This window comes from Sulfurospirillum barnesii SES-3, from assembly GCF_000265295.1.
GTDB lineage: Bacteria > Campylobacterota > Campylobacteria > Campylobacterales > Sulfurospirillaceae > Sulfurospirillum > Sulfurospirillum barnesii.
In genome coordinates this window covers 536,206-560,939 of sequence record NC_018002.1, presented here as the reverse complement: position 1 = coordinate 560,939, position 24,734 = coordinate 536,206, and the positions used below count along the sequence as shown (strand labels likewise).

Genomic DNA, 24,734 nt, shown 5'->3' with positions numbered 1-24,734 from the left:
ATGGCTGAGATAATACCCCAAGAAGTCCATTAATGTGGCTTCACGAACCTGATCTGGGTAATGCCAGCGTAGGAAATAAGGAGATAAACCATGAGTAAAGTACTCGACAACCTCGAAAAAATAGATGCTTCATACATTCAAAACTTCCCAAGCTCTAAGAAAATCTACATCCAAGGCTCCAGAGCCGACATCCAAGTCCCGATGCGTGAAATCACCCTCAGTCCAACCTCATTAAGAGATGGCACCTTTGAAGAAAACCCACCGCTTCATGTGTACGACACCTCAGGCGTTTACACCGATCCCAATGTCACCATTGACTTGCACCAAGGCTTAAAACCCATTCGTGCGAAATGGATCGAAGAGCGAGCCGACACCGAACAGTTGAGCGATTTTAGCTCTATCTATTTTCACAAACGTCACGACGACCAAGAACTAAACGCCCTACGCTTCCCCAATCTTAAAAAACCTCGCCGTGCACAAAAAGGTAAAAACATCACCCAAATGCACTATGCAAGAAAAGGCATCATCACCCCTGAGATGGAGTATGTTGCCATTCGTGAAAACTGCAACTTAGAAGTGGCACGTCAAAACAAACTCTTAGGCGCTCAACACAAAGGGGAACATTTTGGCGCGAATTTGCCTGAGGTTTACACCGCAGAATTTGTCCGTCAAGAGATCGCCGCAGGTCGAGCGGTACTACCTCTCAATGTCAACCACCCTGAAGCCGAACCGATGATCATCGGTCGAAACTTCATGGTCAAGATCAACGCCAACATTGGCAACTCCGCCACCACCTCCTCCATCGAAGAAGAGGTCGAGAAGATGCTATGGTCAACCCGTTGGGGTGGCGACACGGTTATGGACTTGTCCACAGGTAAAAACATCCACGAAACCAGAGAGTGGATACTCCGAAACTCCGCTGTGCCCATCGGAACCGTGCCGATTTACCAAGCCTTAGAAAAAGTTAATGGCATCGCCGAAGACCTTACATGGGAAGTTTATCGTGACACCCTCATCGAACAAGCCGAACAAGGCGTGGACTACTTCACCATTCACGCAGGCGTGCGTCTAGCATACGTGCCTATGACGGCTAAACGTTTGACGGGCATCGTCTCTCGTGGTGGAAGTATCATGGCAAAATGGTGTCTGCACCATCATAAAGAAAACTTCCTTTACACCCATTTTGAGGAGATCTGTGACATCATGAAAGCGTATGATGTCGCCTTTTCCTTGGGTGATGGCTTACGCCCAGGCTCCCTCTACGATGCCAACGATGAAGCGCAATTTGCCGAGTTAGAGACGCTAGGAGAACTTACCAAAATCGCATGGAAACACGATGTACAAGTGATGATCGAAGGACCGGGACACGTGCCGATGCAGAAAATCAAAGAGAACATGACCAAAGAGTTAGAGGACTGTTTTGAAGCACCCTTCTACACCCTTGGACCGCTCGTCACCGACGTCGCCCCAGGGTATGATCACATCACCTCCGCCATTGGTGCTGCGCAAATCGGCTGGTACGGCACAGCGATGCTCTGCTACGTCACCCCAAAAGAGCATTTAGGTCTGCCAAACCGTGAAGACGTCAAAGAAGGCATCATCGCCTACAAGATTGCCGCCCACGCCGCAGACCTTGCCAAAGGCTTCCCAGGAGCGCAAATCCGTGACAACGCCATGAGCAAAGCCCGTTTTGAGTTTAGATGGTACGACCAGTTCAACATCGGCTTCGACCCAGACCGAGCTCGTGAATACCACGACAAAACCCTACCCGTAGAGAGTGCCAAAATCGCACACTTCTGCTCCATGTGTGGCCCAAAATTTTGCTCGATGAAAATCTCGCAGGATGTCAGAGACTATGCTGAGAAAATCGGTGCGGAAAATGTGGAAGTCGCCCTAAAAAAAGGCATGGAAGAACAAGCTGAACACTTTAAAGAGAGTGGTGGACAGATTTACATGTAAAACGTTTTAGCCCTTGAAATTCAAGGGCTAAACTCTTCTCAGCCGAATAACAAATACTAGATATTTTCGGGATAACTATCCCACACAACTATATTAGTTAAAGATTTAATATTATAACCTGCTTTATTTAAAACCTCGTCTCCAACAAACATTGGTTTATACTCCATCCCTTTTGGAAGCTCAGAATAATGCCTAGTGACAAATTCAAATGGTATCCCTTCGTTTACAACAGTTTTATAAAAGTTCTTATCATTGATACTCTTATAGGTCATTAAAAATGTCATATCTAAAATTTCACCAGAATCTAAAGTTAACCAAATATGATGATTATGCGAAAATATTCCATTTGAATTAATTGATCTTTCAATATCAGTTAATTCAAATTTGTGATATGTTGTTTCTTCCATATCATTGTAAGTTAATTTAATATAACCAAGCGTTAAAAAACTTTTACAATTAAAGGCTTGTTCTATAATTGGCTTCATATAATTATGAAATGGTCCACAATTTCCTATTATTGCTCCTAACAAAGGAATGAATTCTGGTTGACCTTTGATTTTTTTCTTTTCTTTAAGCCAAAGCAATGTTGAAATGATCTTATTTGAAAAATCTCCTATATTCTGGGTAAAGTATCTTTTATTAGTTGGTTCATAATTATCTATGTTAACCCCTACTTTAATTGTATTTTCTATAGCATTTTGGAATTCAAAGTCATAATTATAAATCATTTACGTCCCTATACTCAATTATTTTTTATCAAGCTATATTATACAAAGAATTTATCAAAGTAATTAAAAAGGGGTTGACTAAACTTTTACTTTTACTTGTAAAGCTAAAACCCTCACACTTCCAACTTAATATCACCCTTCACATAGTTATGCACCAAGGCTTGAATGAGGTTTTGATACCCGATGCCTAGCTCTTTGGATTTTGCTTTGAGTACGGCTAGGTCACTGGCGGAAAAGCGAATAGTGGTTTGCCTTTTTTCGCTCAGTGATTTGGTACAGAAAATAGGGCTTGACTTTTAACTTTTGATGATTAACAATCTATTTTATGCATTAAAGTTTAGCTAAATTTGCCTAAAAATCTTTACATATAAAACGTTTCACTTCACTCCATGGTGCGGATTGTCGCCTGTTCGCTCGACCAGTTCGTCCATATTTTTTCCACCGATAAAATAGGCTTTGCCAAACCCGAAGGTTGCTTCGCCGTAGGTGACTTTAAATTCGTACAGATTAAAGTCCAACATTTTTTTCAGTGTACCAACCATTTTGGCATCAAATTTTTCAGCGAACAAACCCAGTACTTCTTCAAAGCGATCACTGCCTCGCTCAATTTTTTGGCTATCGCATTGCAATGACACACGCTTTCTGGCAAATACATTCTCCGTTTTACTCTCATCTTCCACAAAAAAGAGTGAGGCTTTAGGGTTTCTTTGAATGTTTTTGGCGTGGGTTGCGATGTCAGAGATGTAGACATAAAAACGATTTGCATCGTAAATATAAGGTGCGTAAGAGCTAAAGGGAAGCCCTTTTGCATCTAGGGTGCCGATGATGGTGGTTTGAATCGTAGCGATAAATTCTTTCATTTTTTCTCTTTTTCTTTGGATTGTAGCATGAAAGGTTAAACAGTTTAACCTCTCGTTTCCTGAAATAATCTATCAATAAAATTAATTTAAATTAAAATTAACACTTATTTAACACACCTGTTTGATAATACCATTTGGTTAAAAATTTTACTCAAAGGAGACTTCATGGATATAATAGGACAATTTCCATTGTTTTATTTTCCAGAATTTGGAAGTGCTTGGATGATGGGTGTCACGGGCACGATACACATCTTAGCTTCGCATACGTCAGTTGGAGCAGCGATGCTTTTTGCCTTCTTGGCACACAAAGCGTACACAGAAAATCGAAATGACTACTATCCGTATATGAAAAAATACGGTATGTTTTTGTTGATTTTTTCTTACGTCATAGGCTCTATCACAGGTCCTGGTATTTGGTACACCGCAACGGCGGCTAGCCCTAGAGGTATTAGTGCTCTGATTCACAACTTTGTATGGGTTTGGGCAACCGAGTGGGTCTTTTTTGTATATGAAGTCATCGGCGTTTTTGTGCTGGTCTACTTCATGAACAAAATAGACAAAAAAACACATCTTCAGCTTACCTACACCTTTGCCATTGCTTCGGTGGGAACCTTAGCACTTATCATTGGTATTATCAGTTTTATGATGTGGCCAGGCACACAAGCGTACTATACAACAGGCAGTGCAAGTGATGCTTTTTTTGGGATCAATACCTTCCCCCATATGTTCTTGCGTATTGGTTTTATGATTATGCTCTCAGGGGTGATTGGTTTGGTTATTTCCAGTGCCATGCGAAAAGAAAACGAAGCGCTCTCCAATGAACTCAGCCGCAAAATGGGCTATGTGAGTATCTTGGGTGGGTTTATTACCCTCTTTTTCTTTATCTGGTATATGGGAACACTCCCTGATAATGCGCATGCTGTTTTTGCATTTTCTAAAGATGAGATTATTCAAAATAGAATTATTTTGACCCTTCTTTTTATGGTGTATTTTGCAGTGGCTATTATCAAGCCGAAGTTTATTAACCCAGTACTTGCTAGTGCTATGATCGGTGTGATTCTTATCTCAGGATTGTGGTCGGGTGAGAAATTAAGAGAGTCTATGCGAAAACCCTATGTTGCGGGTCAGTACATCTACTCCAACCAAATCATCAGCCGTGATGTTCCTGGTAAACATATTAAAAGTGAACTTCCCATCATTGCGGAAAAAGGACTTTTACATGTAAACCCTTTTGTGCCACAACGTCTGAAAACACTCACGGATGAAAACAGACTTGAAGCAGGAGAACTCTTAGCCAAAATGGCGTGTTCAAACTGTCACTCGTTGGAAAAAACGGGGGTGTTTAGACCGTTAAAAGACAGACTCGTGGGTATGGATAAAGAGGGCGTTAAGGCTATTTTATACGCCATAGGCGAAGGTTCATTTTCTTATATGCCAACCCTCAAATTACCCGAAAACGAATACGATGCAATGGCAGAATACTTTGCATCGCTTAAATACTAAGGAGAAACAATGGACGCATCTGTATTATTAGCACTCAGAGACCCTGCAGGGGTTCCTTTTTACCCCATCGTTTTTCAAATACTCTATGTCTTAACATGGGCATTGCATGCAGCCTTTGTGCTTCTTGCTCTAGGTTCCATGGGGCTTTCGCTTTACGGCTCAGCCAAAGGACGTAGTGATAAACATTGGAGTATTTTAACACCGCATCTCATTCAAACAGGCAAAATCAGTATCTCGATTTTGATTGTTTTAGGGGTAGCTCCGCTTTTGTTTACGCAGGTTATTTATGATCCCAATTGGTACGTGACCAACACGCTTTCAGGCATGTGGGTCTTCATTTTCATTTATACGCTCATCGTGGGCTATAGTATGTATTATTGGTACTATTATGCCAACAGAGGTCAAAAATCGGGCAGTACACTTATTGGTTTTATCTCCTTTGGCATCTTGGTTTTTGCAGGCATCTTAATGCACAATTTTGCCGTTACTTCCATTATGCCTAATGCGTGGATGAACATGTACGCACCCAATGGTGTTGTCGATACCAGTGGTTGGACGTTTAACATCGATGTAATTCGTTTAGCCTTTATGGTGAGCTTAAGCATCCCTGTTGTAGGTATCTTTTTACAAAACTACAGCCGATTTTTATCCACACGAAAAGATTTTGAAGCCTCTTTTATTAGCTACACTGCCAAATTAGGCACCAATCTTGCCGTTATGGGACTGCTCATCAGTGCGGCATTGTTTGTGTTGTGGATGCTCCAAATTGGCTACCTTTTCCACCTCGTATCGCTTGCTACGGTTGTCGGTGTTTTGGTACTTTTGGTGATGGCAAAAATGAACAGCAACAGCTACTATACAACCTTGGTTTTGGTGGTCGTTGCTCTGCTTATCTCCACCATGAGAGAGGTGATTCGTTTTGATATTATGGGAAAATTGGGCTATAACATTTACGATTATCCTGTCAATCTTGAAATCCCAACCATTGTCATGTTCCTAGGTACCTTTTTAATTATGGGCTTTGTCGGCGTGGCATATTTACTTAGTATGGCATGGAAAGTGGGCAAAAATGAAGGTGTTTTTGATGGTTCCAAAGATGTGATGGTGAGCAGACTTGGAAAATCAACACTTTACATCATGATTACATGGATGGCAATTTATTTTGTCTGGGGCATTGGTATTTTATTTAACAATATCCTCTAAAAAAAGATGTACCAATGCATTCGTGCATGGTACATCACCCTTCTTTTTTCTCTTTACATGTAAAACAAAACATCCCTTTCAAGATGCCTGTGCTAGGATTCTGCCTACTGAACAATGAAGGATGATGAATGAAACTAATTTCGTGGAATGTCAATGGCATTCGTGCGGTTGCAAATAAAAATGGCTTTTCATGGGTCGATGAGATAAAACCTGATGTTTTGTGCTTACAAGAAATCAAAGCAGAAGCACCTCAAATCCCTGAACCTCTTTTCACACACCCTTTTACATGTAAACATATCAACTCTGCGAGCAAAAAAGGCTACTCTGGTACCATGAGCTTTTCCACACAAACCTTTGATACAACAGATACGGCATGGCATATCGACCACACCAAAGAGGGGCGCATTTTGGAGCATCATTTTGGAGATGTTGCCCTCTTTAATGTCTATTTTCCCAACGGTCAGCAAAGCGAAGAACGTCTTAGTCATAAAATGAAATTTTACAGTGACTTTTTAGCACATACCGAAGCCTTACGTCAAAAAGGAAAAGGAATTATTATTTGCGGTGATGTCAATACCGCACACCGTGAAATCGACCTTGCCAACCCAAAAGCCAATGAAAACACTTCAGGCTTTCTACCCATTGAGCGTGCATGGATGGATACCCTTTTAGAAAAAGGCTACCTTGATACCTTTAGAGAAGTGCACGGTGATGTGAAAGACGCCTACTCGTGGTGGTCCTATCGTTCAGGGGCTAGAGAGCGAAATGTGGGATGGAGAATTGACTACTTTTTTATTTCCAATGAACTTAAAAGCAAACTCAACGATGCCTTTATTTTAAATAAAATTCATGGTTCGGATCATTGCCCTGTGGGTATCGATATAATGCTTTAATCTTTACATGTAAAAAGGGTTAATAAACAATTTAAAGAAAATAAACTATAATAAGTCTTATTTAGCAAGGGTTGGAAGAGTTTTTGCTTTATTCAATCAACACATTTCAAAGGAAGCACATTGGACGCAGTCGATCAAGAATATGTCGAACGCAAACTTCTTTCAGGATTTGAAAATTTACTGGATATTAGTGTTGATTTCGTGGCAGAACTTGGCACCACCAATATTACCATTCAACGTCTTTTAAAACTCGAAAAAGGCTCTGTTATTGACCTTGAAAAGCCAGCAGGCGAGAGCGTTGAGCTCTACATCAACAATAAGATTTTTGGTAAAGGCGAAGTGATGGTGTACGAGAAAAACCTTGCCATTCGTATCAATGAAATTTTAGACTCAAAAACCGTTATTCAATACTTTAAAAAAGAGAATCGATGAGAATTTTCCTTGCTATCATCGCCCTATGCACATGGATCAGTGCTGCTAATTTACTCACCTACAATGTGTATGAGCGAACCGACAGAGTCGATGTTATGCTCTCTTTTGATGCCCCACATGAGGGAAGCATTACACAAAAAAGTGATGCAAATACGATTGTGCTTACGATTAATGATTTAAGCTACGATAAAATGATCGAAAAAAGTATTAATTCTTTGATTCTTCAAGATTTAACTATTGTTCCAGAGAAAAATAACACGCTTCAAATTCTGCTTAAAAGTGATAAAAAAATCAGCGTCATTGCCTCTAAAACAGTCGATGGTTTTGGACTTCGAATTCGTAGCAGTCTGATGCAAAATGCAACACAAGCTCAAAGTTCTGAAGCCACCTCATCTACCGCATCCTTACCAACGGATGCATCCACTTCAATGGATTTAATTGATTCACGTTATATCATTGTTATTACGATTCTTTTTATTTTAATTCTTCTTATGCTCTGGGTTAAACGACGTGTGAATCTTCAAAACAATCCAAAATCCGTTCATTCCAATCGTTCCTCTTGGCTTTTTAACCAAAAAACCGCCTCAACACACGAAGTAACCCTTTTGCACAAAAAACCTATTGATACGCAAAACAGTGTGGTACTCTTTGAATACGGTTCCATCAAATACCTTGTCATGACAGGAAGTTCAAACCTTTTGTTAGAAAAGTTTCAAAACGGAGAAGTCAAAGACGACACTGATTTTGAAAAAGTCTTTGAGGAAAATCGCCGTCGCTTAGATGAATATTTAAAACTACAAGACAACACCAAACAAAGCAGTTACAAGGAAAAAGCCTCGGCTGATTATGCTCCTTATGATGAAGCCCGTTAAACACCTATGACGATTGCTATTTCGATTTTGTCTATTTATGCCTTTATTTTTTTAGGCTTTATGGCAAAACGCATGCTCAAAGAGGAGATGAATGAGAAGGGCATGATTTTAATGTCCATCTATTTTCTACAACCCATGCTCTCGTTTTGGGGACTCTCAACCAAACCCATTGAACTTGAACTCTTACAAGCGCCCTTTTGGTATTTACTGATTTCATTTATTTGTGTGCTTTTAAGTTCAGCAATTGCGTATCTCTTTTTTAAAGACGATATTAAAGAAAAATCCATTGTGACGATTTGTGTTGTTTTAGGAAATACAGGCAATCTTGGTATTCCCTTAGGTATGGCTCTTTTTGGAGAAGCTTCCATTATCTATATGAGTATGATTAATATCACCAATGTTTTTGTTGTCTACACATTGGGAGTTTATTTTTACTCCAGAGGAAACTTTAGCATTAAACAATCCCTCCTTAATATTATCAAACTACCTGTCATTTGGTTTGCCTCTTTAGCCTTGATTATGAATGTGTGTGACATACAACTTCACCCTGCCATGAAAACACCTCTGCAAATGGGCGCATACTGTACTATGGTGATTCAATTGGTGATTTTTGGTATGTATTTGTACAACATTAAACTGCGTAGCATTAACTATAAATTGCTTTTACATGTAAGCCTGATTAAGTTTATCATGACACCATTGATTGCGGGATGGATTTTGTATGGTATCCTTGATTTGGAGCCTATGTTAGCCACACTGATTTTCATTGAACTTATTGTTCCACTTGCTGTAACCAATGTCAATTTAGCAGCATTGTATGAGTGTAAACCCCTTGATGTAACCGTGCTTGTCTTTTTTACCTCTTTAGTTTTTATACCTTTTTTTATTTTTGTAAGCAATTTACTGCAACACTTTCGTATTGTGAGCCTGATATGAGAGATAAGGAAGCAAGGGTTAAATACATCCGTGCACTGGAGCGCTTTTTAGGAAGCTGTGTTAATACCTTAAAAAATGAAAATTTTGAATATGCTTTGTTTGTGAAACGTGCGGAAAAAAGCCTAAAAACCTTGCAAAAAGTTGAAGCTGTAAATTTGGACTCACGCTACACCAATGCGCTTCAAAATTATGCTAATCTTGTTGCGCAGACGATTGCCAATGAACAAAAGGACCCTCAAGAAGTGCAAAAACGTCTTACCAAAGAAGCCAACCTGCTTGAGAAAGAGAAGTATCAAGGTAGCTATAAAAAAGAGAAACACAAAGCGCAAGGCTTTAATGATGGTTATTGAGCAAAAAAGCGCTCAATCGCTTCACGCATCTGCATTTTATCTTCAATGCGATTGATGGTATCTCTAAATTCTGAGGCTTCACGAAAACCTTTTGAATAGGTGTGAAGGTGCTTACGGAAAATAGAGACTCCTTTTTCACCATAAAAATTCACCATTGCATCGTAATGCTCTAGGACAATCTCTAAAATCTTTGTTTTTTCAACATGAATGCACTCATTTTTAAGCTGATAAAAAATCCATGGATTCCCCACGGCTCCTCGACCAATCATCAAACTCTTACAGCCTGTAATCTCTTTTACATGTAACGCTTTTTCATAACTGGTAATGTCACCATTGGCAATCACAGGAATACGAACGGCTTCTTTGGCTCGTGCAATCGCTTCATAATCTACCTCAGCCTTATACGCACCAGAGCGTGTTCGTCCGTGTATACTCATGAAATCAACACCCGCCCCCTCACAGGCTTTGGCTATTTCTTCAGGAATTTTTGTATTAAAACCCAAACGCACTTTTGCACTGGTGTAGCGCTTATTAGAATAGGTTTTAATCGTCTCAATGACTTTTTGCATATGCCCTAAATTGAGTAAAAGAGATGAGCCTGCTTCTTGTGCAACCATTTTAGGTACAGGACACCCACAATTCAAATCAATCCCGTCAATACCCTCAATTCCATTTAAAATAAGAACAGCTTGTTTAATTGATTCCAAATCAGACCCTGCTATTTGAACAATATAGGGCGTTTCAAGCGGAGATTTTGTCAGCATTTTGAGGGTTTTTTCTGAGCCATAGCGCAGGGCATTTGCACTAATCATTTCAGAAAAAGTAACATCTGCACCAAATTTTTTAACAACGGAACGAAAAGGAAGGTCTGTAAATCCAGCAAGAGGAGCAAGGGCTAAAATCCCTCGCTCAAAGTCTATTTCACGATTCATGCATTTAAAAAGGTATTAATATCAATGCTTTTGCCATTATCCCTTAAGAAAAGAAGGGTTCGAAACTTCACAAATTCCTCAGCATCCGCATTAAGTAAAATCTCTCTGATTTTATCAATCATTTGTACATCGTATAAAACATACAAATACGCATCGGCTGCTACAGAACCTTTGGAATTATAAAGCTTCTCAAACAGCGCAATTAAGGCATCAGGCGAGAATTTCACTTTTATTTTACGTGCCAATTCTACATAATCAGATCGTTCAGCATTCAGCTGTGTTAGCATCTCTTCAATGGATTTTATATCCATTTCAAAGCTATCATCAGAATCTAAATAACGCTCCAACATACGTCTAAAGGTTGGTTTGTCAATGGGAAAATTGTAACGCTTAATTTCATTAAAACTTGCAAAATCAAGAAGCGTTGCATAGGCTTTTTGACACAACTCATCTTTAAGCTCTTTGCAATTTTTCAACACTTCTATGGCATATTTTGGCTCAATTTTTAAACGATTGATGGTGTTTTGAATGACCAAAGGATTCTCTTTTGAGAGTTTATACTTTTTTAAATCTTCATAATTACCATTTTGTATACTGACCGCAAGAGCTGAAACACTTGCAATATCTTCTTCAAGAAAAGAAGAGGCAACGGAAGGGTCAAACTTCATTGCTTGTAGCATTTTCCCTGCAAATTTAAATCCCTCTGTTTTATACGAAACATTGACAATTTCACCTAAAATACGATTTTTTGCCGCTTCATGGAAAAGCTCACTGTCTTTTTTCCATGCACGTTTGTATAAAAAGTCTTTAAAATTATAAAACACCAAATGCCCCATAGAAGCAATCGCTAAAAAGAAAACAGGTAGCACAATCCAAAACGCTACTGGAAGAGTAAATGAAAGCCCAAAAAGCTCCAAAGCATAACTCTCTCCATTAAAACTATACACATACAGCCCAATGGCTAACATATAGATAAGTGATATTAGAAAATAGCGTTTCATTCCCATGTCTTAGTTCTCCTAGTGTGTCTTACTTGTTTTTTGCTGATTTCTCTATGATTTCTCGACATACAATACAATATCTTGCATGAGGTTTCACTTTAAGGCGTTGAAAACCAATATCTTCCTCACACATTTCGCAAATACCGTAACTGCCATTGCGAATTTTATTAAGTGCAAACTCAATTTCATTGAGTTCTCTGGTTTGTTGAGCACTAATCGCTTGCTCAATCATACGATCGGTACTCACAGAAGCATGATCTGCCTCATCGCCCACTTCACTGTCACTTAAATCTTCAATCTCTCGCATTGAATCTTCAATATTTTTCTTAATTTGAACTTTTCTTTCTTTAAGAATGTCCTCAAAATGCTTTAGCTCGTGCTCTCTCATCTATTTGTTTCCTTTACGAAAAATTGAAACCAATTATAAATAACTATTTGTGATAGGGATGGTTGTTTTTTATACACAATCCCCGATACACCTGCTCAAACAAAACCACCTTGGCAATTTTGTGCGCATATGTTAATCTACTTAAACTTATAATCTTTTGAGTTTTGCCTAAAAAAGCCTCTTCAAAGCCAAACGCACCTCCGATAAAAAAATTTATGTTCACATCATGATCAAAAAGTCTACTAAATGCCTCACTGTCTAATACGTCACCTTGTACATCAAGGGCTATGTTGTAGCCCTTTAAAAAAGGCTCATATGCTTTTGTGTATGAAGCTTTTGCTTCTTTAGCACCTATCATTTGTGCAGAAGCAATGTGTTTGTTAAAAATCTTTGTCTCTTCTACTTTTGCAAAACGAGAGATCATTTTCGTATACTCACTCGCCATCGCATCAATGGTCTTGTCACTACTTTTTTCAATCGTAAAAAAACCTATATTCATGCTTTAAGTTTTAGTTCAAACGTATCTTTATGGCAACATCCGCCTAAAAGTGTGAGTAAATTTGATAAAACATCTTTCATATCACTTCGTTTTACAATCATATCAATTAAACCATGCTCCAGCAAAAACTCTGCTTTTTGAAAACCTTCTGGTAAATCGGCACCAATGGTTTGCTTAATGACTCTTTGGCCTGCAAAACCAACCAACGCACCTGGTTCTGCCATAATAATATCGCCTAAAAAGGCAAAGGATGCACTGACCCCACCCATAGTTGGGTCTGTTAAAATAGAAATATACGGTAATTTTGCATCAGCAAGCTTGGTAAGCGCTGCGGATGTCTTAGACATTTGAAGCAAAGAAAATGTACTCTCTTGCATACGTGCCCCACCACTCGCACTGATAATAATTAAGCCCTCTTTATTGGCAATAGCACGGTTTATGGCACGGACAATCTTTTCGCCCTCAACCGAGCCTAAACTTCCACCCATAAAGGCAAAATCAAATACCACAAGCTGAACACTTACTCCGTTTATTTGGCATGAACCACATACAACAGAAGAATTTTTGCCTGTTTTTTCCTGTGCCTCTTCAATACGTTTTTTGTACGATTTTTTATCAACAAATTTAAGGGGGTCAATGGGAATGAGGTTCGTATCAAACTCAAGAAAACTTCCCTCATCGCATAATTGTTCGATACGTTGCTTTGCGGAAATGCGCATATGAAAACCGCATTTTGGGCAGACATTTAAACACTGTTCAATTTCTTTATAATACATCAAAGATTGGCATGAACCACACTTTACCCAATGGCTTGGGGCTTCGCTTGGAGTAGATTGCATTTTTCGAATGCTGCTGAAAATTTCTGCAAATCGCATAGGTTTTATCCTCGTTTGAAGCTAATCGCTTTTAAATAAGCCTATTATTTTATCCAAAGTTTCCTTATCTTTACTTACGAGAAAAATATCACCTTGATGAAATGTGTATAAACGCTCACACATAAACAAGCCTGCTTCCACATCATACGAGCGCATTTTTCCCACATAAAGAACAAACGCAACTTCATGCGCATAGGCTAAAGAAAGAGCAAACGCACCAGGAGAGCGGTACTTTATCTGTGCGTTGTGAAGTTTTTCATGCATTTGCAAAGAAGCATAAGAGCGTTCAAAAATACCCACTTTTGAAAAGCTATTTTTCTCTACATGTAAAAAGTTTTTTGAGCCAATTTTGCCTCGCCTTAAGCCTTTTTCATCTTTAATAAAAACATCGCCATTGGCTAAATTAGCGATCACCGCTTGGGTGCATTTTCCTGCTTCAAAATAGGCCACAGAGGTGCCATAATAGGGCAAATGAGAAAGCAGATTTTCACTCCCATCGATAGGATCAAGTACAATACGAGCAGAAGCAGTGGGACTTTTTATTACCCCACTCTCTTCTGAATGAATCTCTCCAAAAGGCAAAAGATACTTGATGAAAATCTTCTCCGCTACTAAATCAATCCCCACACTCACATCCCCTCCTGCTCCTACGTCAAAAGCAAGGTGATGTTCTTGGACTAGACCCTTTACATGTAAAAGCGTATACAGTTCCTCATTGGCACACAAACTGGCCTCTATAAAATTCATTATCCGAGCAATTTCTTAATGATGTGCATGGCAGCCTCTTTACCCTCTTTTGCTGCGGTAACCACAAGGTCGGAGCCTCGTTTGCAATCGCCTCCAGCATACACTCCTGATTTGCTTGTTTGGTACTCATGATTTACCATAATACAGCCTGATTTATTGACCTCAATTCCATTTTCCGCCAAAAAGCGTGGAATGGTTGGGGTAAAACCTAGGGCAAAAATAATCACATCCGCATCCACTCTAAAATCGCCACCTTTGACAATTTCAACGCACTGACGGCAACTTGCATCTTTTGCACCCAAAATCGTTTTGTGCATGTCAATACCAACCACGTGTCCTTCAGAATTCACTAAAATCTCTTTCGGTGTGACGTTGTAGACAAACTCTGCACCCTCTTCAATGGCGTTTTTAAACTCTTTTTTACTGCCTGGCATATTGTATTTGTCTCTTCGGTATAAACAGGTGACACTCTTTGCACCCTCACGAATAGATGTTCGTAAACAATCCATTGCCGTATCACCACCACCGATGACCACAACATTTTTACCTTTAACTTCAAACTTTTTATCGTAGGCTTCATTAAAAAGCTTTTTTTGAATAGAGCGTAAAAAATCAATGGCAAGAAAAACGCCCTCTGCATTTTCATTGGCAATATTGGCTTTTCGTGGACTCTCCGCACCAATGCCTAGAAAAATAGCATCATGACTGTGCGCCACCTCATCAAAGCTTAACCCTTTGCCTACATCTGTGTTTACATGTAAGCGCATGCCTGCTTCTTCGAGCCACTTCACACGACGTGCGACAACCTCTTTATCCAGCTTAAAGCCAGGAATTCCATAGGTTAAAAGCCCGCCTGCTCTGTTTTGCTTATCGTATAAACTGACTGCAATTCCCGCTCTTAACAAATATGTCGCACATGCAAGCCCAGCAGGTCCTGCGCCAATGATTGCCACTTTTTTCTTTGTGGTAATTCCAGGGAAAGAGGGTTTGAGTCCCTTTTTAAAACCTTCTTCAGAGATAAACGTCTCAATGGCTCCAATGGTAATCGCACCATAGCCATCATTGAGCGTACAATCCCCCTCACAGAGTCTATCTTGCGGACAAATACGCCCTGTAATCTCAGGATAAGGGTTGCTCTCATTGGAGAGATTAAATGCCAACTCTCGCTTCATACCACTGGTAGCCTTAAGCCAAAAAGGGATGTAATTGTGCAACGGGCATTTGCTATGACAAAACGGGTCACCGCATTGAATACAGCGCTCTGCTTGCTCTTTTGCATCTTCACGTCCCATTACTTCATAAATCTCTTTAAAATCTCTTACCCTATCACTGGTTGAGCGCTTACGGGGTTCAATTCTTTCTTCATTGATAAAATTTTGCATCTTAGTCTCCTTGCGCTGGATTAAGTGGTACTTTGGTCATATCTTTGGGGCGCACCATCCAAAAATCTCGCAGTACATCACGGAAATTCTCTAAAATATGCGTCGCTTTAAAACTCACGGTTTCATTGACATGGGTTCTAAGGAGGCGTTTTAAAAAGTGACGTGCTTCATCCATATCATCGGTATCAATACGTTCAGCGACCACGAGTTCTTGATTGAGTTTATCAATAAAATCACGATTTTCATCGTAAATAAATGCCACGCCACCCGTCATACCCGCACCAAAGTTTACACCCGTACTTCCTAAAATAGCAACGATGCCACCTGTCATGTATTCACAGGCATGATCACCCGTTCCCTCAACCACAGCCGTAGCGCCTGAATTTCGTACACAAAAACGCTCACCTACATTGCCTGCAACAAAAAGTTTTCCTCCCGTTGCGCCGTACAAACAGGTATTTCCCGCACACGAGTAGCCTCTACCTTGATATTTAGGTGCGATGACGATTTTACCACCGTTCATGCCTTTGCCTACATAATCATTGGCAGTTCCTTTGAGGTTAATACTCATACCATTGGCTAAAAAAGCACCCAAAGATTGACCCGCAACACCATTGAGTCTTAAAACAATGCTCTCATCTTTTAATCCTTTATTGCCATAATATTTTGCAATTTCGCCGCTAATCAAGGTTCCAAAACTTCGATGGGTATTGCAAATACTTTTGTGTAATACTATTTTTTCCTCAGGATTTTCAATAACTTTGTAAACCTCTTTTAAAATCTCTTTTTCAAATTCGTTTTTATCAAACGGATCATTGGTTTTTCCATTGTGAGTATTTGGACCTTCAAGGCGCATGAGCACGGAGGAGAAATCAAACTTTTTCGCAAAGCTATCATCGATTACATGTAAAAGCTCACTGCGTCCAATAATCTCTTCCATATGCGTATACCCTAGCTGTGCAAGAATTTCCCTTACATCTTCGGCTAAAAGCGTAAAGAAGTTCACTAGCTTATCCACCGTTCCTACAAAATGATCTCGAAGTTTCTCATCTTGCGTGGCAACACCCACAGAACAGCGATTGAGATGACAAACACGAAGGACTTTACATCCAATGATGGTCAAAGAAAGCGTTCCAAAGGCATAACTCTCTGCACCCAATAAAGCAGCCTTGATAACATCAAGTCCTGTTTTTAAACCTCCATCGGTTTGAAGATGCACGCTATCACGCAAATGGTTTGCTTTTAACGCATTGTGTGCTTCGCTAAGTCCTAATTCCCAAGGATTTCCTGCAAATTTAATCGACGTATGAGGTGCTGCACCTGTACCACCATCCCCTCCAGAGATAATAATTTTATCCGCATACGCTTTTGCCACACCCGCAGCAATCGTTCCAACACCTGCGGTCGAAACCAATTTAACCGTAATAATCGCATCAGGATTAATCTGCTTCATATCAAAAATAAGTTGTGCTAAATCTTCGATAGAGTAAATATCATGATGCGGTGGTGGTGAGATGAGCGTCACGCCAGGAACGGTATAGCGTAAAGAGGCAATTAAAGGTGTTACCTTATGCCCTGGCAATTGTCCGCCCTCACCTGGTTTTGCCCCTTGTGCTACTTTGATTTGAATCTCTGTGGCTGAACGTAAATACTCAGGAGTAACACCAAAACGACCCGATGCAATCTGCTTAATTTTAGAGTTTTTGTTGGTTTTAAGACGCTCTGGCGCTTCACCACCCTCACCTGAGTTACTCATACCGCCAATTTTATTCATTGCCTCGCCCAGCGCTTCATGTGCTTCTGGAGAGATAGAACCTAAACTCATGGCCGCAGTGGCAAAACGTTTAAAAATCGCCTCTTTGCTCTCTACTTTCTCCAATGAGATAGGTGCACGATCGGATTTAAGTTCAAAAAAGTCACGAATCATTTTAAAACCACGGTTATTGACCATTTTGGTAAATTCTGTAAAATCTTTTTTCTCCGCTGTGACAACGGCTTTATGAATGGCATGCACAATGTTTGGATGGTAATCATGAAACTCTTGCCCATCAATGTATTTATAAAAACCACCAATTTCAAGGGGAAAAAGTTTTTTGTTGATATTAAGCGCATATGCCTTTTGATGATTTGTATTCAAACGCTCCTCAATATCAGCGTATCCAAGACCAGGGATTAAACAAATAGCCCCATTAAAACACTCTTTAACGACTTCACTGGAAAGTCCTAGTACGTCAAATAAGGCAGAATTTCGATACGAAGCAATGGTGGCAATACCCATCTTAGACATAATTTTAAGTAAGCCTTGATTAAGAGCATGGCTTACATTTTTGAGTTTTGTTTTTGTATCGTAGGCATTGAGTTCACTCTTTTTGCATTCATCCAATACAGTTGCGTATAAAAGATAGGGATAAATTGCACTTGCACCAAATCCTACCATGGTAGCACACGAATGTGCATCCAAGGCTTCACCACTAATAGCCACAATTGAAACCAAAGAGCGTACACCCTCGTCCAACAAGACTTGATTAATCCGTCCAATCACCATGGTCATGGGCATTGGTTTTTGTTTTTCACTCATACCACGATCATCAAGAAAAACAACACGTACGCCCTCGTTTTTTACCGATTGCAAAATATCATACGCAAGATCTTCCAAGCTACCTTTTAGATTATCTTCAAAGAGTGTTGAGAAATAACGATTTTTATACTCTGTCTTATAACGAGGTTTGCTAGCATCGCCAAACGAATCAATAATCTCATACTTCTCTTGCATCAAAATAGGTGAAATCGTTTTAATACACAACGCATGCTCTTCATTTTCTTCCAAAATATTACGAATAATTCCAAAATTGGTATTTAAACTCATCACCACTTTTTCACGAATTGGATCAATAGGTGGATTGGTGACTTGCGCAAATTTTTGTTTAAAATAGTCACTAAAATTACGTTGTACGGTACTAAATGCAGCCATTGGAGTATCATCACCCATAGAGCCAACGCCCTCTTTACCATCTTTCATCATGGGTTCTAAAACCATGTCTTTCACTTCTTGTGTGACATTGAAATAGCGTTGTTCTATCTCTAAATTTTCACGCACATAATCCGTTGTTTTAGAAAAAGGAATATCCACAAACTCTTGAAGGTATACCAAACCTTTATTGAGCCATTCGGTATAGGTATTGGAACTTTTGATGTAGTCGTTAATATCATCATCTTTCATGATTTTGCCAAACTTAAGGTCTAAGCCTATCATCTGTCCACTTTGCAGACGACCACGTTCAATAATGTTATCTTCTTCAATATCTAAAACACCATACTCACTTGAAATTAAAATACGGTCATCTTTGGTAATAATATATTTAGCAGGACGCAAACCGTTTCTATCTAAAACACAGGCTATGTAACGTCCATCGGTGAGTGAAATTGCAGCAGGACCATCCCATGGCTCAAAATTAATACTAGAGTATTCATAAAAGGCTCGAAGCTCTGCATCCATATGCGGTGCATTTTGCCACGGTACTGGAATTAAAGAGCGAATGGCTTTAAAAAAATCAAAACCATTAATGAGCATAAACTCAAACATATTATCCAAACTTGCACTATCGCTTACATCATCACTGGTTAAGGGATAAAGTTTTTGTAGTTCTTCGGGTGTAAAAATAGCGCTTTTAATTGATTCACTTCTTACTTGTGTGTAAAAACGATTCGCTGAAATAGAGTTAATTTCTCCATTGTGTGCAAGGGTACGAAAGGGTTGTGCCAATTTCCACTTAGGCAGGGTATTGGTAGAAAAGCGTTGATGAAACAATGCAAAGGTTGCTTTAAACGCTTTGTCGCTCAAATCAGGAAAAAAGGTTTTAATGTACGTTGGCATCACCAAGCCTTTGTACGAAATCACTTTACTTGAAAATGAGGCAATGTAAAAATCAGAGGCATGTGCTAGCTTTTTCTCAACCATTTTACGGGTTAAATACAAAAGTGCTTCGAAGCGTTTGGTCGCAACCAATGAAGACGATGTCACAAATACTTGTACAATCTGTGGTAAAGAATCCAGTGCTAATTTTCCTAATGCTTTTGTTCTGACAGGCACGTCACGATACAAAAGAACTTTAAGGTCATTTTGCTCACAGGTCTCTTCAAAAATCTGTTTTTGTTCATCATTTTGTAAAAATATCATGGCAACAGCGAACTGTTTTGGAAGGTCAACTCCTAATTTTTTTGCTTCATTTTTCATAAATTCAACAGGCATGGAGAACAAAAGACCGCTTCCATCACCACTTTTACCATCCGCTGCTATCGCACCTCTATGCATCATGCGCTCCAATGCGGTAATTGCATCTTCAACATTTTCATGGGTGGGGACATTTTTTATGTTTGCGATTAGACCAAAACCGCAATTGTCTTTAAATCCTGTAATAAGATCCATTGAACAAGCCTTTTGTGGAATTTTCATCAAAATATGACAAATTTTTAAGTTAAAAGCCAAGGATGTTACACAAATTTAAATTAAAAAATAATTAAACAGTATTTTATGCCATTCTGTACATTTTCATACCTTAATAAATATTAATTGTCAATAAAATTTAAAATATTAATTAACTATATTAATTATTTATTTTAATATTATAAAAATATTCTAATGTTAAAATTCCCTATGCAAGGTTATATTATCAACATTACACGTGTTAAAGACGAAGATCTTATCGTGACACTGCTAACACCCAATAGCATCAAAACACTTTACCGATTTTACGGGGCAAGACACTCCACAATTCACTTAGGCTACAAAATCGATTTTGAAGTGCAGACCTCTTTAAAATCCTCCCTACCTCAGCTACGTTCCATCCTTCATCTAGCGACCCAATGGAATGCGCATCGTGAACGTATGCTGCTTTGGCAAGCTTTTGTGCGACTCTTTTATACGCATCTTAAAGATATTGCTACCTTAGAAAATTTCTATTTTGAATTGCTCGAATCTTGTACCGCTATTTGGCATAAACAAAATCCAAAACGTATCGCTATTGAAGCATACATTAAACTCTTAGATTATGAGGGAAGATTGCACGATGATTTTATCTGTTTTAATTGTGAAGAAGCTATTTTAAATGATTTAACACTCATTCGAGGTTTTTTACCTGCTCATAAAACCTGTGCATGGAACGAGACCTTTGAGCACTTACATGTAAAAAGATTATTTGAAGAAAAGAGTACCATAGCACTGAGCGATGACCACATCAATGTGCTATGGAAAATTTTACTAGAAGGATTTTAGTCTTGAGCCTTAGATTCAGAGATTTCTTCTAAATAACGCTCATCACAAAAACTTGAAACCTGTAAGCTCTCAAATGCTTTTTTAAGCGAAATAAAAAGCTCAGGATTCTCTTGCTCCATCTGTGTAAGCATCTCTTTGGTACGTGCACGCATCACGGGCATTTTAACATCAAAACGCATGGCAGGACACGCTTCATCGCCAATGGTTGGCATGTTATGTTCTTTTGCACAATCACGTAATTGACGCTCTCTTGCATGAATCAATGGACGAATTACTTCTAAACCATTCTGCGCTGTGTATTTTGGAGGCATGGAACGCAATGTTCCATTGTAGGAAAAGTTCATAAAAAAGCTCTCTACCGCATCGTCTAAATGGTGTGCGAGTGCTAATTTTGTATAGCCATGCTCCAACGCATAGGTATAAAGCGCTCCCCTTCGCATGCGTGAGAAAAAGCTACAAAATGAAGAATTTTCTCTAATTTTTTCCTGAGCCAAATCAAAAATTTTAGTATCCACAATTTCATGGTCTATTTCATGCTCAACACAGTGTTGATGAAGTGTGTGCAGTTCTTCTCCCATACCATAGGTAATCGTAACCGCTTTAAATTCAAAATCAAACGGAGCAACCCGTTGCATATGCTTTAAAATGTGCGCAAGGCTCAGAGAATCTTTACCACCACTAAGCCCCAAAAGAATCTTATCACCCTCATGAATGAGTTTATAGCGGGCATTCGTACGCCCAGCAATGCGCAAGAGACGTTTACTGATATTAAGCATTGGCCAATTCATCCAACATAGCAATAATAAATTGTGCACTCTCTTTAGCAGAGCTTACTAAAAATTCATCAAAACTAAAACCCGCATCCATATCTGCCGCATCACTAATCGCTCTAAAAACACAAAAAGGAATTTTGAGGGCATCACACACCACAGCAACCGATGCGCCTTCCATCTCCGTCGCATCTGCATTAAAGGTTTTGTAAATCCACTCCTTTTTAGTTCCATCACAAATGAATTGATCACCTGTAGCAATAATGCCCTCTTGCAAAGAGATATTTTGTGCATGGGCTACTTTATGTGCTAAAGCTCGAAGCGATGCATCGGTTTCTACATAAACAGAACCCTCGGGGACATAACCATGAGGATGCCCAAACGCCGTAATATCTAAATCATGTTGTGTTAAAGCCGTTGCGACTAAAACATCTCCTACATGTAAGTTCGGATTGAGCGCACCTGCCACACCTGAGAAGAGCAGTTGCTCTGCACCAAATTTTTCAATCAGCGTGGTTGCAGTTAAACTCGCATTGACTTTACCAATTTTACTATACGCAATCACTAACTCTAACCCTTTATACGTTGTCGTGTAGTAACGGTTTTTTGCAAACGCTATTGTTTCATAACTTCCAAAAAAATCTAAAAGGGGAGTAATCTCTTCGACCATCGCACCCATAATTGCTATTTTCATTTTTTTCCTTTAAAACAGTGCAAGCACTTCTTCTAAACTTTTCATATCAACAATGCTATGGGTTGGTTTTTGTGTGATTCTTTTATTTAACCCTTTAAGCACACTGCCACCAAATTCAATAAACATATCCACGGAGTCTTCTACATGTAAAATGGATTGTTTATATTTTACAGGAGAGACAAGTTGTTCTGAAAGTAAGTGTTTCGCTTCCGTCTTTGCCTGATAAGCACTTGCTGTTACATTTGAGATAATAGGTGCCACAAAAGCATCTTTCATCCACTGGTCTAAGTAAGTTTCTAAAGGTGCTTGTGCAGATATTAAAAGAGGACAATGACTGGCAACTGACATCGCTAATAAAACAGCTTTTTTTGCTCCTGAGTCTTTAAATACTGACTCCAACGAAGCCAAATCATCTTTATTGCCTGCAATGACAATTTGACCATCGCCATTATAGTTTGCTGCCCACACTTTTTTCCCAGACTCACGCTCTTTACATGTAATTGCTTCAACACTTTCATCATCAAGCCCTAAAAGTGCCATCATTCCAGCATTAATACCTTCACATGCTTGTTTCATCAGAAGTCCTCGTCGGTAGACCAATTCAACCGCATCTAGGTAATCCATAGCACCTGTGGCACTGAGTGCAGAAAATTCGCCTAAAGAGTGGCCTAAGAGCGCTATTGGAGCTACGGTTGAATGTTCTGTAAAAAGACGGTGTGCTATTAAGCTCACTAGTAAAATAGCAGGTTGCGTATATTGGGTTTGTTCCAAATTTTCATTTTCTTCAAACAGTAGATGTTTAAAATCAAATCCTACACGCTCACTTGCTGTTTCAATCATCTCTTTAGCAAGAGCACTATTATCATAAAAATCCTTTCCCATACCAACTTTTTGACTGCCTTGGCCAGGAAATATAAACACTGTATTACTCATTGATTAGCCTTTATCGTTTACATGTAAACACTATTTAAAATACCAAATATCTATTCTAGTCTATTGATAATCTATCTTTGTAGTCATTGATTTTTTTACGCAGGGTATTTCGGTTAAGTCCAAATTTTTCACTAATGGCAAGTTGTGAGCCAAATTTTCTATAACCACTTTTAATCATAGGAACATCAAAAAGGTATAAAAGGTCACGATAATCGTTTCTCCCACCAATTCTATGTAACAAAAAGTTCTCCATCATGGTTAAAATTTCTTCCTCACCAAATGAATTCATTAAATAAGCATTATAAACGGAGCGTCTTAATGAATAGCAATTCTTCGTTAAATCAGGAACGATAGATTCCAGTGAAAACGTCTCGCCTTCTGTATCATCAAACATTAAATACGCTTCATGTGCAAATTTCTCCATTAAAGCTAAAATATCTTCTTTACGCTCTCTTAAAGGAGGAATAACAATTTTCAAGCTAAAAAATTCATCTACGATGTTATCGTTTATGCTGATATGTGAGGTAGCAATTAAACGTGTCTTATAAACATCAAGAGCAATCTTGAGCTTTTTATAATTAGTAATTTTATGAAAATTTTTTACAATAAGTGTATCATTTGTTTCAATAAGTGCTAGCAAATCATTCATTGATGTTGCATCAACCACAGGTGCAGTAGAAATATGCCTAGCAAGTGTTAATTTACCAACACCACTTTCCCCTAAAATTAAAGCATTGATAGAAACTGTTTTTAGAAGATTGGCTGACTTAAGAGCCTCAATCGAGGCTCTTGACTTTGCTATATAATTAGTGTGATCCACAACATCCGCCACCATGAGAGTGACTTTCACCGCCGCAGCATCCACCTTCACCGTGGTCATGGTCATGCCCATGTCCACCACAACACTCGCTATCGTCATCATTTGTAGTGTGGCAACTGCCACCTGTTCCACATCCACAACCACCTTGGCTGCCTACATAACCATTAAGTAGTTCATCTGCTGTTGCATCACGAACTTCTACAATACTAATAGCAAACAACAAATCTTTACCTGCTAAAGGATGGTTAAAATCAATTTCAACGGTTTCATCATTGAAATTTTTAACACTTACTTGAACCGTCTCACCGTGTTCACCTTGACCATAAAGTGTCATTCCTACTTTAAGCTCTAGTCCTGCAAATTGTTCTTTTGGTAATGTTTGAACAGCATTATCGTCATACACACCATAGGCATCTGCAGCTGAGACGTGAATATCTGCATTATCGCCTGCTTTATACTCTTTAATTTTTTCTTCTAATCCTGGAATAATCTGACCTTTTCCAACAATAAAAGAGAGGGGTGTAGCATTTAAATTGCTATCTAAAATTTCACCATTATCAACACTTTTAAGTTCATAATGAATTGAAACAACTTTGTTATCAGAAATTAACATAACTTCTCCCTTAATTTATAGTGACTGGGATGATAGCATAATTTTAGTATAGAAGCTCTTACAAAAGAAGGA

General features: G+C 39.0%; 24 protein-coding genes. 9 read left to right on the top strand and 15 right to left on the bottom strand.

Going from position 1 to position 24,734, the window contains the following annotated elements:
- Positions 1-90 precede the first annotated feature (90 nt).
- Positions 91-1,959, top strand: a complete 1,869-nt coding sequence (thiC, locus tag SULBA_RS02990) for a phosphomethylpyrimidine synthase ThiC (RefSeq protein ID WP_014768791.1) — start codon at positions 91-93, stop codon at positions 1,957-1,959.
- A 56-nt stretch (positions 1,960-2,015) separates the two neighbouring features.
- Here thiC and SULBA_RS02985 read toward each other — a convergent pair whose 3' ends face one another.
- Positions 2,016-2,687, bottom strand: coding sequence for a hypothetical protein (locus tag SULBA_RS02985; protein ID WP_014768790.1), 672 nt, complete (start codon positions 2,685-2,687; stop codon positions 2,016-2,018).
- 377 nt (positions 2,688-3,064) lie between these two features.
- Positions 3,065-3,547, bottom strand: coding sequence for a HugZ family pyridoxamine 5'-phosphate oxidase (locus SULBA_RS02980; RefSeq protein WP_014768789.1), 483 nt, complete (start codon positions 3,545-3,547; stop codon positions 3,065-3,067).
- Positions 3,548-3,712: 165 nt separating this feature from the next.
- On the opposite strand from SULBA_RS02980, the gene SULBA_RS02975 reads away from it, so the two are divergent.
- The 7 genes from SULBA_RS02975 (at position 3,713) to SULBA_RS02945 (ending at position 9,736) form a co-directional block, all read left to right on the top strand.
- A complete protein-coding gene (locus tag SULBA_RS02975; RefSeq protein WP_014768788.1) occupies positions 3,713-5,050 on the top strand; it encodes a c-type cytochrome in 1,338 nt (445 codons plus the stop codon).
- A gap of 9 nt (positions 5,051-5,059) precedes the next feature.
- On the top strand, positions 5,060-6,253 hold the full coding sequence (locus SULBA_RS02970; protein WP_014768787.1) for a hypothetical protein: 1,194 nt from the start codon (positions 5,060-5,062) through the stop codon (positions 6,251-6,253).
- A gap of 128 nt (positions 6,254-6,381) precedes the next feature.
- Positions 6,382-7,146, top strand: a complete 765-nt coding sequence (locus SULBA_RS02965; RefSeq protein ID WP_014768786.1) for an exodeoxyribonuclease III — start codon at positions 6,382-6,384, stop codon at positions 7,144-7,146.
- A 120-nt stretch (positions 7,147-7,266) separates the two neighbouring features.
- Complete coding sequence (fliN, locus tag SULBA_RS02960; protein WP_014768785.1) at positions 7,267-7,578, top strand: flagellar motor switch protein FliN; 312 nt, start codon at positions 7,267-7,269, stop codon at positions 7,576-7,578.
- On the top strand, positions 7,575-8,450 hold the full coding sequence (locus SULBA_RS02955; protein WP_014768784.1) for a hypothetical protein: 876 nt from the start codon (positions 7,575-7,577) through the stop codon (positions 8,448-8,450). The genes fliN and SULBA_RS02955 overlap by 4 nt, the downstream gene beginning before the upstream one ends.
- Positions 8,451-8,456: 6 nt before the next feature.
- Positions 8,457-9,386 (top strand): AEC family transporter, encoded by a 930-nt coding sequence (locus SULBA_RS02950; protein WP_014768783.1) that lies wholly within the window; start codon positions 8,457-8,459, stop codon positions 9,384-9,386.
- Positions 9,383-9,736, top strand: coding sequence for a hypothetical protein (locus SULBA_RS02945; protein ID WP_014768782.1), 354 nt, complete (start codon positions 9,383-9,385; stop codon positions 9,734-9,736). Before SULBA_RS02950 ends, SULBA_RS02945 begins: the two co-directional genes overlap by 4 nt.
- Here the strand turns inward: SULBA_RS02945 and SULBA_RS02940 are convergent.
- From SULBA_RS02940 to gltB, 8 genes are read right to left on the bottom strand one after another with little or no spacing between them, the layout of a single operon-like run.
- Positions 9,730-10,668, bottom strand: a complete 939-nt coding sequence (locus tag SULBA_RS02940) for a tRNA dihydrouridine synthase (RefSeq protein WP_014768781.1) — start codon at positions 10,666-10,668, stop codon at positions 9,730-9,732. The genes SULBA_RS02945 and SULBA_RS02940 overlap by 7 nt on opposite strands.
- The gene (locus SULBA_RS02935) at positions 10,665-11,675 is read right to left on the bottom strand and encodes a hypothetical protein (protein WP_014768780.1); all 1,011 of its coding nucleotides are present in this window, start codon (positions 11,673-11,675) and stop codon (positions 10,665-10,667) included. The genes SULBA_RS02940 and SULBA_RS02935 overlap by 4 nt, the downstream gene beginning before the upstream one ends.
- Before the next feature lie 22 nt (positions 11,676-11,697).
- Positions 11,698-12,057: an RNA polymerase-binding protein DksA gene (gene dksA / locus SULBA_RS02930; RefSeq protein WP_014768779.1), complete on the bottom strand. Its 360-nt coding sequence runs from the start codon at positions 12,055-12,057 to the stop codon at positions 11,698-11,700.
- Between the two features lie 43 nt (positions 12,058-12,100).
- Positions 12,101-12,556 carry a 23S rRNA (pseudouridine(1915)-N(3))-methyltransferase RlmH gene (locus SULBA_RS02925; protein ID WP_014768778.1) on the bottom strand — a complete coding sequence of 152 codons (456 nt, stop codon included), beginning with the start codon at positions 12,554-12,556 and terminating at the stop codon, positions 12,101-12,103.
- Entirely contained in the window at positions 12,553-13,431 is an 879-nt protein-coding gene (gene accD, locus SULBA_RS02920) for an acetyl-CoA carboxylase, carboxyltransferase subunit beta (protein WP_014768777.1), read from the bottom strand. Before accD ends, SULBA_RS02925 begins: the two co-directional genes overlap by 4 nt.
- Before the next feature lie 21 nt (positions 13,432-13,452).
- Positions 13,453-14,178, bottom strand: a complete 726-nt coding sequence (locus SULBA_RS02915) for an inositol monophosphatase family protein (protein ID WP_014768776.1) — start codon at positions 14,176-14,178, stop codon at positions 13,453-13,455.
- Complete coding sequence (locus SULBA_RS02910; protein WP_014768775.1) at positions 14,178-15,560, bottom strand: glutamate synthase subunit beta; 1,383 nt, start codon at positions 15,558-15,560, stop codon at positions 14,178-14,180. Before SULBA_RS02910 ends, SULBA_RS02915 begins: the two co-directional genes overlap by 1 nt.
- Before the next feature lies 1 nt (position 15,561).
- Positions 15,562-19,986: a glutamate synthase large subunit gene (gene gltB / locus SULBA_RS02905; RefSeq protein WP_014768774.1), complete on the bottom strand. Its 4,425-nt coding sequence runs from the start codon at positions 19,984-19,986 to the stop codon at positions 15,562-15,564.
- 228 nt (positions 19,987-20,214) lie between these two features.
- Between gltB and recO the strand changes: the two genes are divergently transcribed.
- The gene (recO, locus tag SULBA_RS02900; RefSeq protein ID WP_041671897.1) at positions 20,215-20,832 is read left to right on the top strand and encodes a recombination protein RecO; all 618 of its coding nucleotides are present in this window, start codon (positions 20,215-20,217) and stop codon (positions 20,830-20,832) included.
- Here the strand turns inward: recO and SULBA_RS02895 are convergent.
- The 5 genes from SULBA_RS02895 to SULBA_RS02875 are packed head-to-tail and all read right to left on the bottom strand — an operon-like array spanning position 20,829 to position 24,662.
- Positions 20,829-21,608 (bottom strand): PP-loop family protein, encoded by a 780-nt coding sequence (locus tag SULBA_RS02895; protein ID WP_014768772.1) that lies wholly within the window; start codon positions 21,606-21,608, stop codon positions 20,829-20,831. The two genes, recO and SULBA_RS02895, sit on opposite strands and share 4 nt — an antisense overlap.
- On the bottom strand, positions 21,601-22,296 hold the full coding sequence (locus tag SULBA_RS02890) for a 5'-methylthioadenosine/adenosylhomocysteine nucleosidase (protein WP_014768771.1): 696 nt from the start codon (positions 22,294-22,296) through the stop codon (positions 21,601-21,603). Before SULBA_RS02890 ends, SULBA_RS02895 begins: the two co-directional genes overlap by 8 nt.
- 9 nt (positions 22,297-22,305) lie before the next feature.
- On the bottom strand, positions 22,306-23,229 hold the full coding sequence (gene fabD, locus SULBA_RS02885; RefSeq protein WP_014768770.1) for an ACP S-malonyltransferase: 924 nt from the start codon (positions 23,227-23,229) through the stop codon (positions 22,306-22,308).
- A 55-nt stretch (positions 23,230-23,284) separates the two neighbouring features.
- Complete coding sequence (locus SULBA_RS02880) at positions 23,285-24,064, bottom strand: Fis family transcriptional regulator (RefSeq protein WP_245391453.1); 780 nt, start codon at positions 24,062-24,064, stop codon at positions 23,285-23,287.
- Positions 24,036-24,662, bottom strand: coding sequence for an FKBP-type peptidyl-prolyl cis-trans isomerase (locus SULBA_RS02875; RefSeq protein ID WP_014768768.1), 627 nt, complete (start codon positions 24,660-24,662; stop codon positions 24,036-24,038). Before SULBA_RS02875 ends, SULBA_RS02880 begins: the two co-directional genes overlap by 29 nt.
- Between the last annotated feature and the right edge of the window lie 72 nt (positions 24,663-24,734).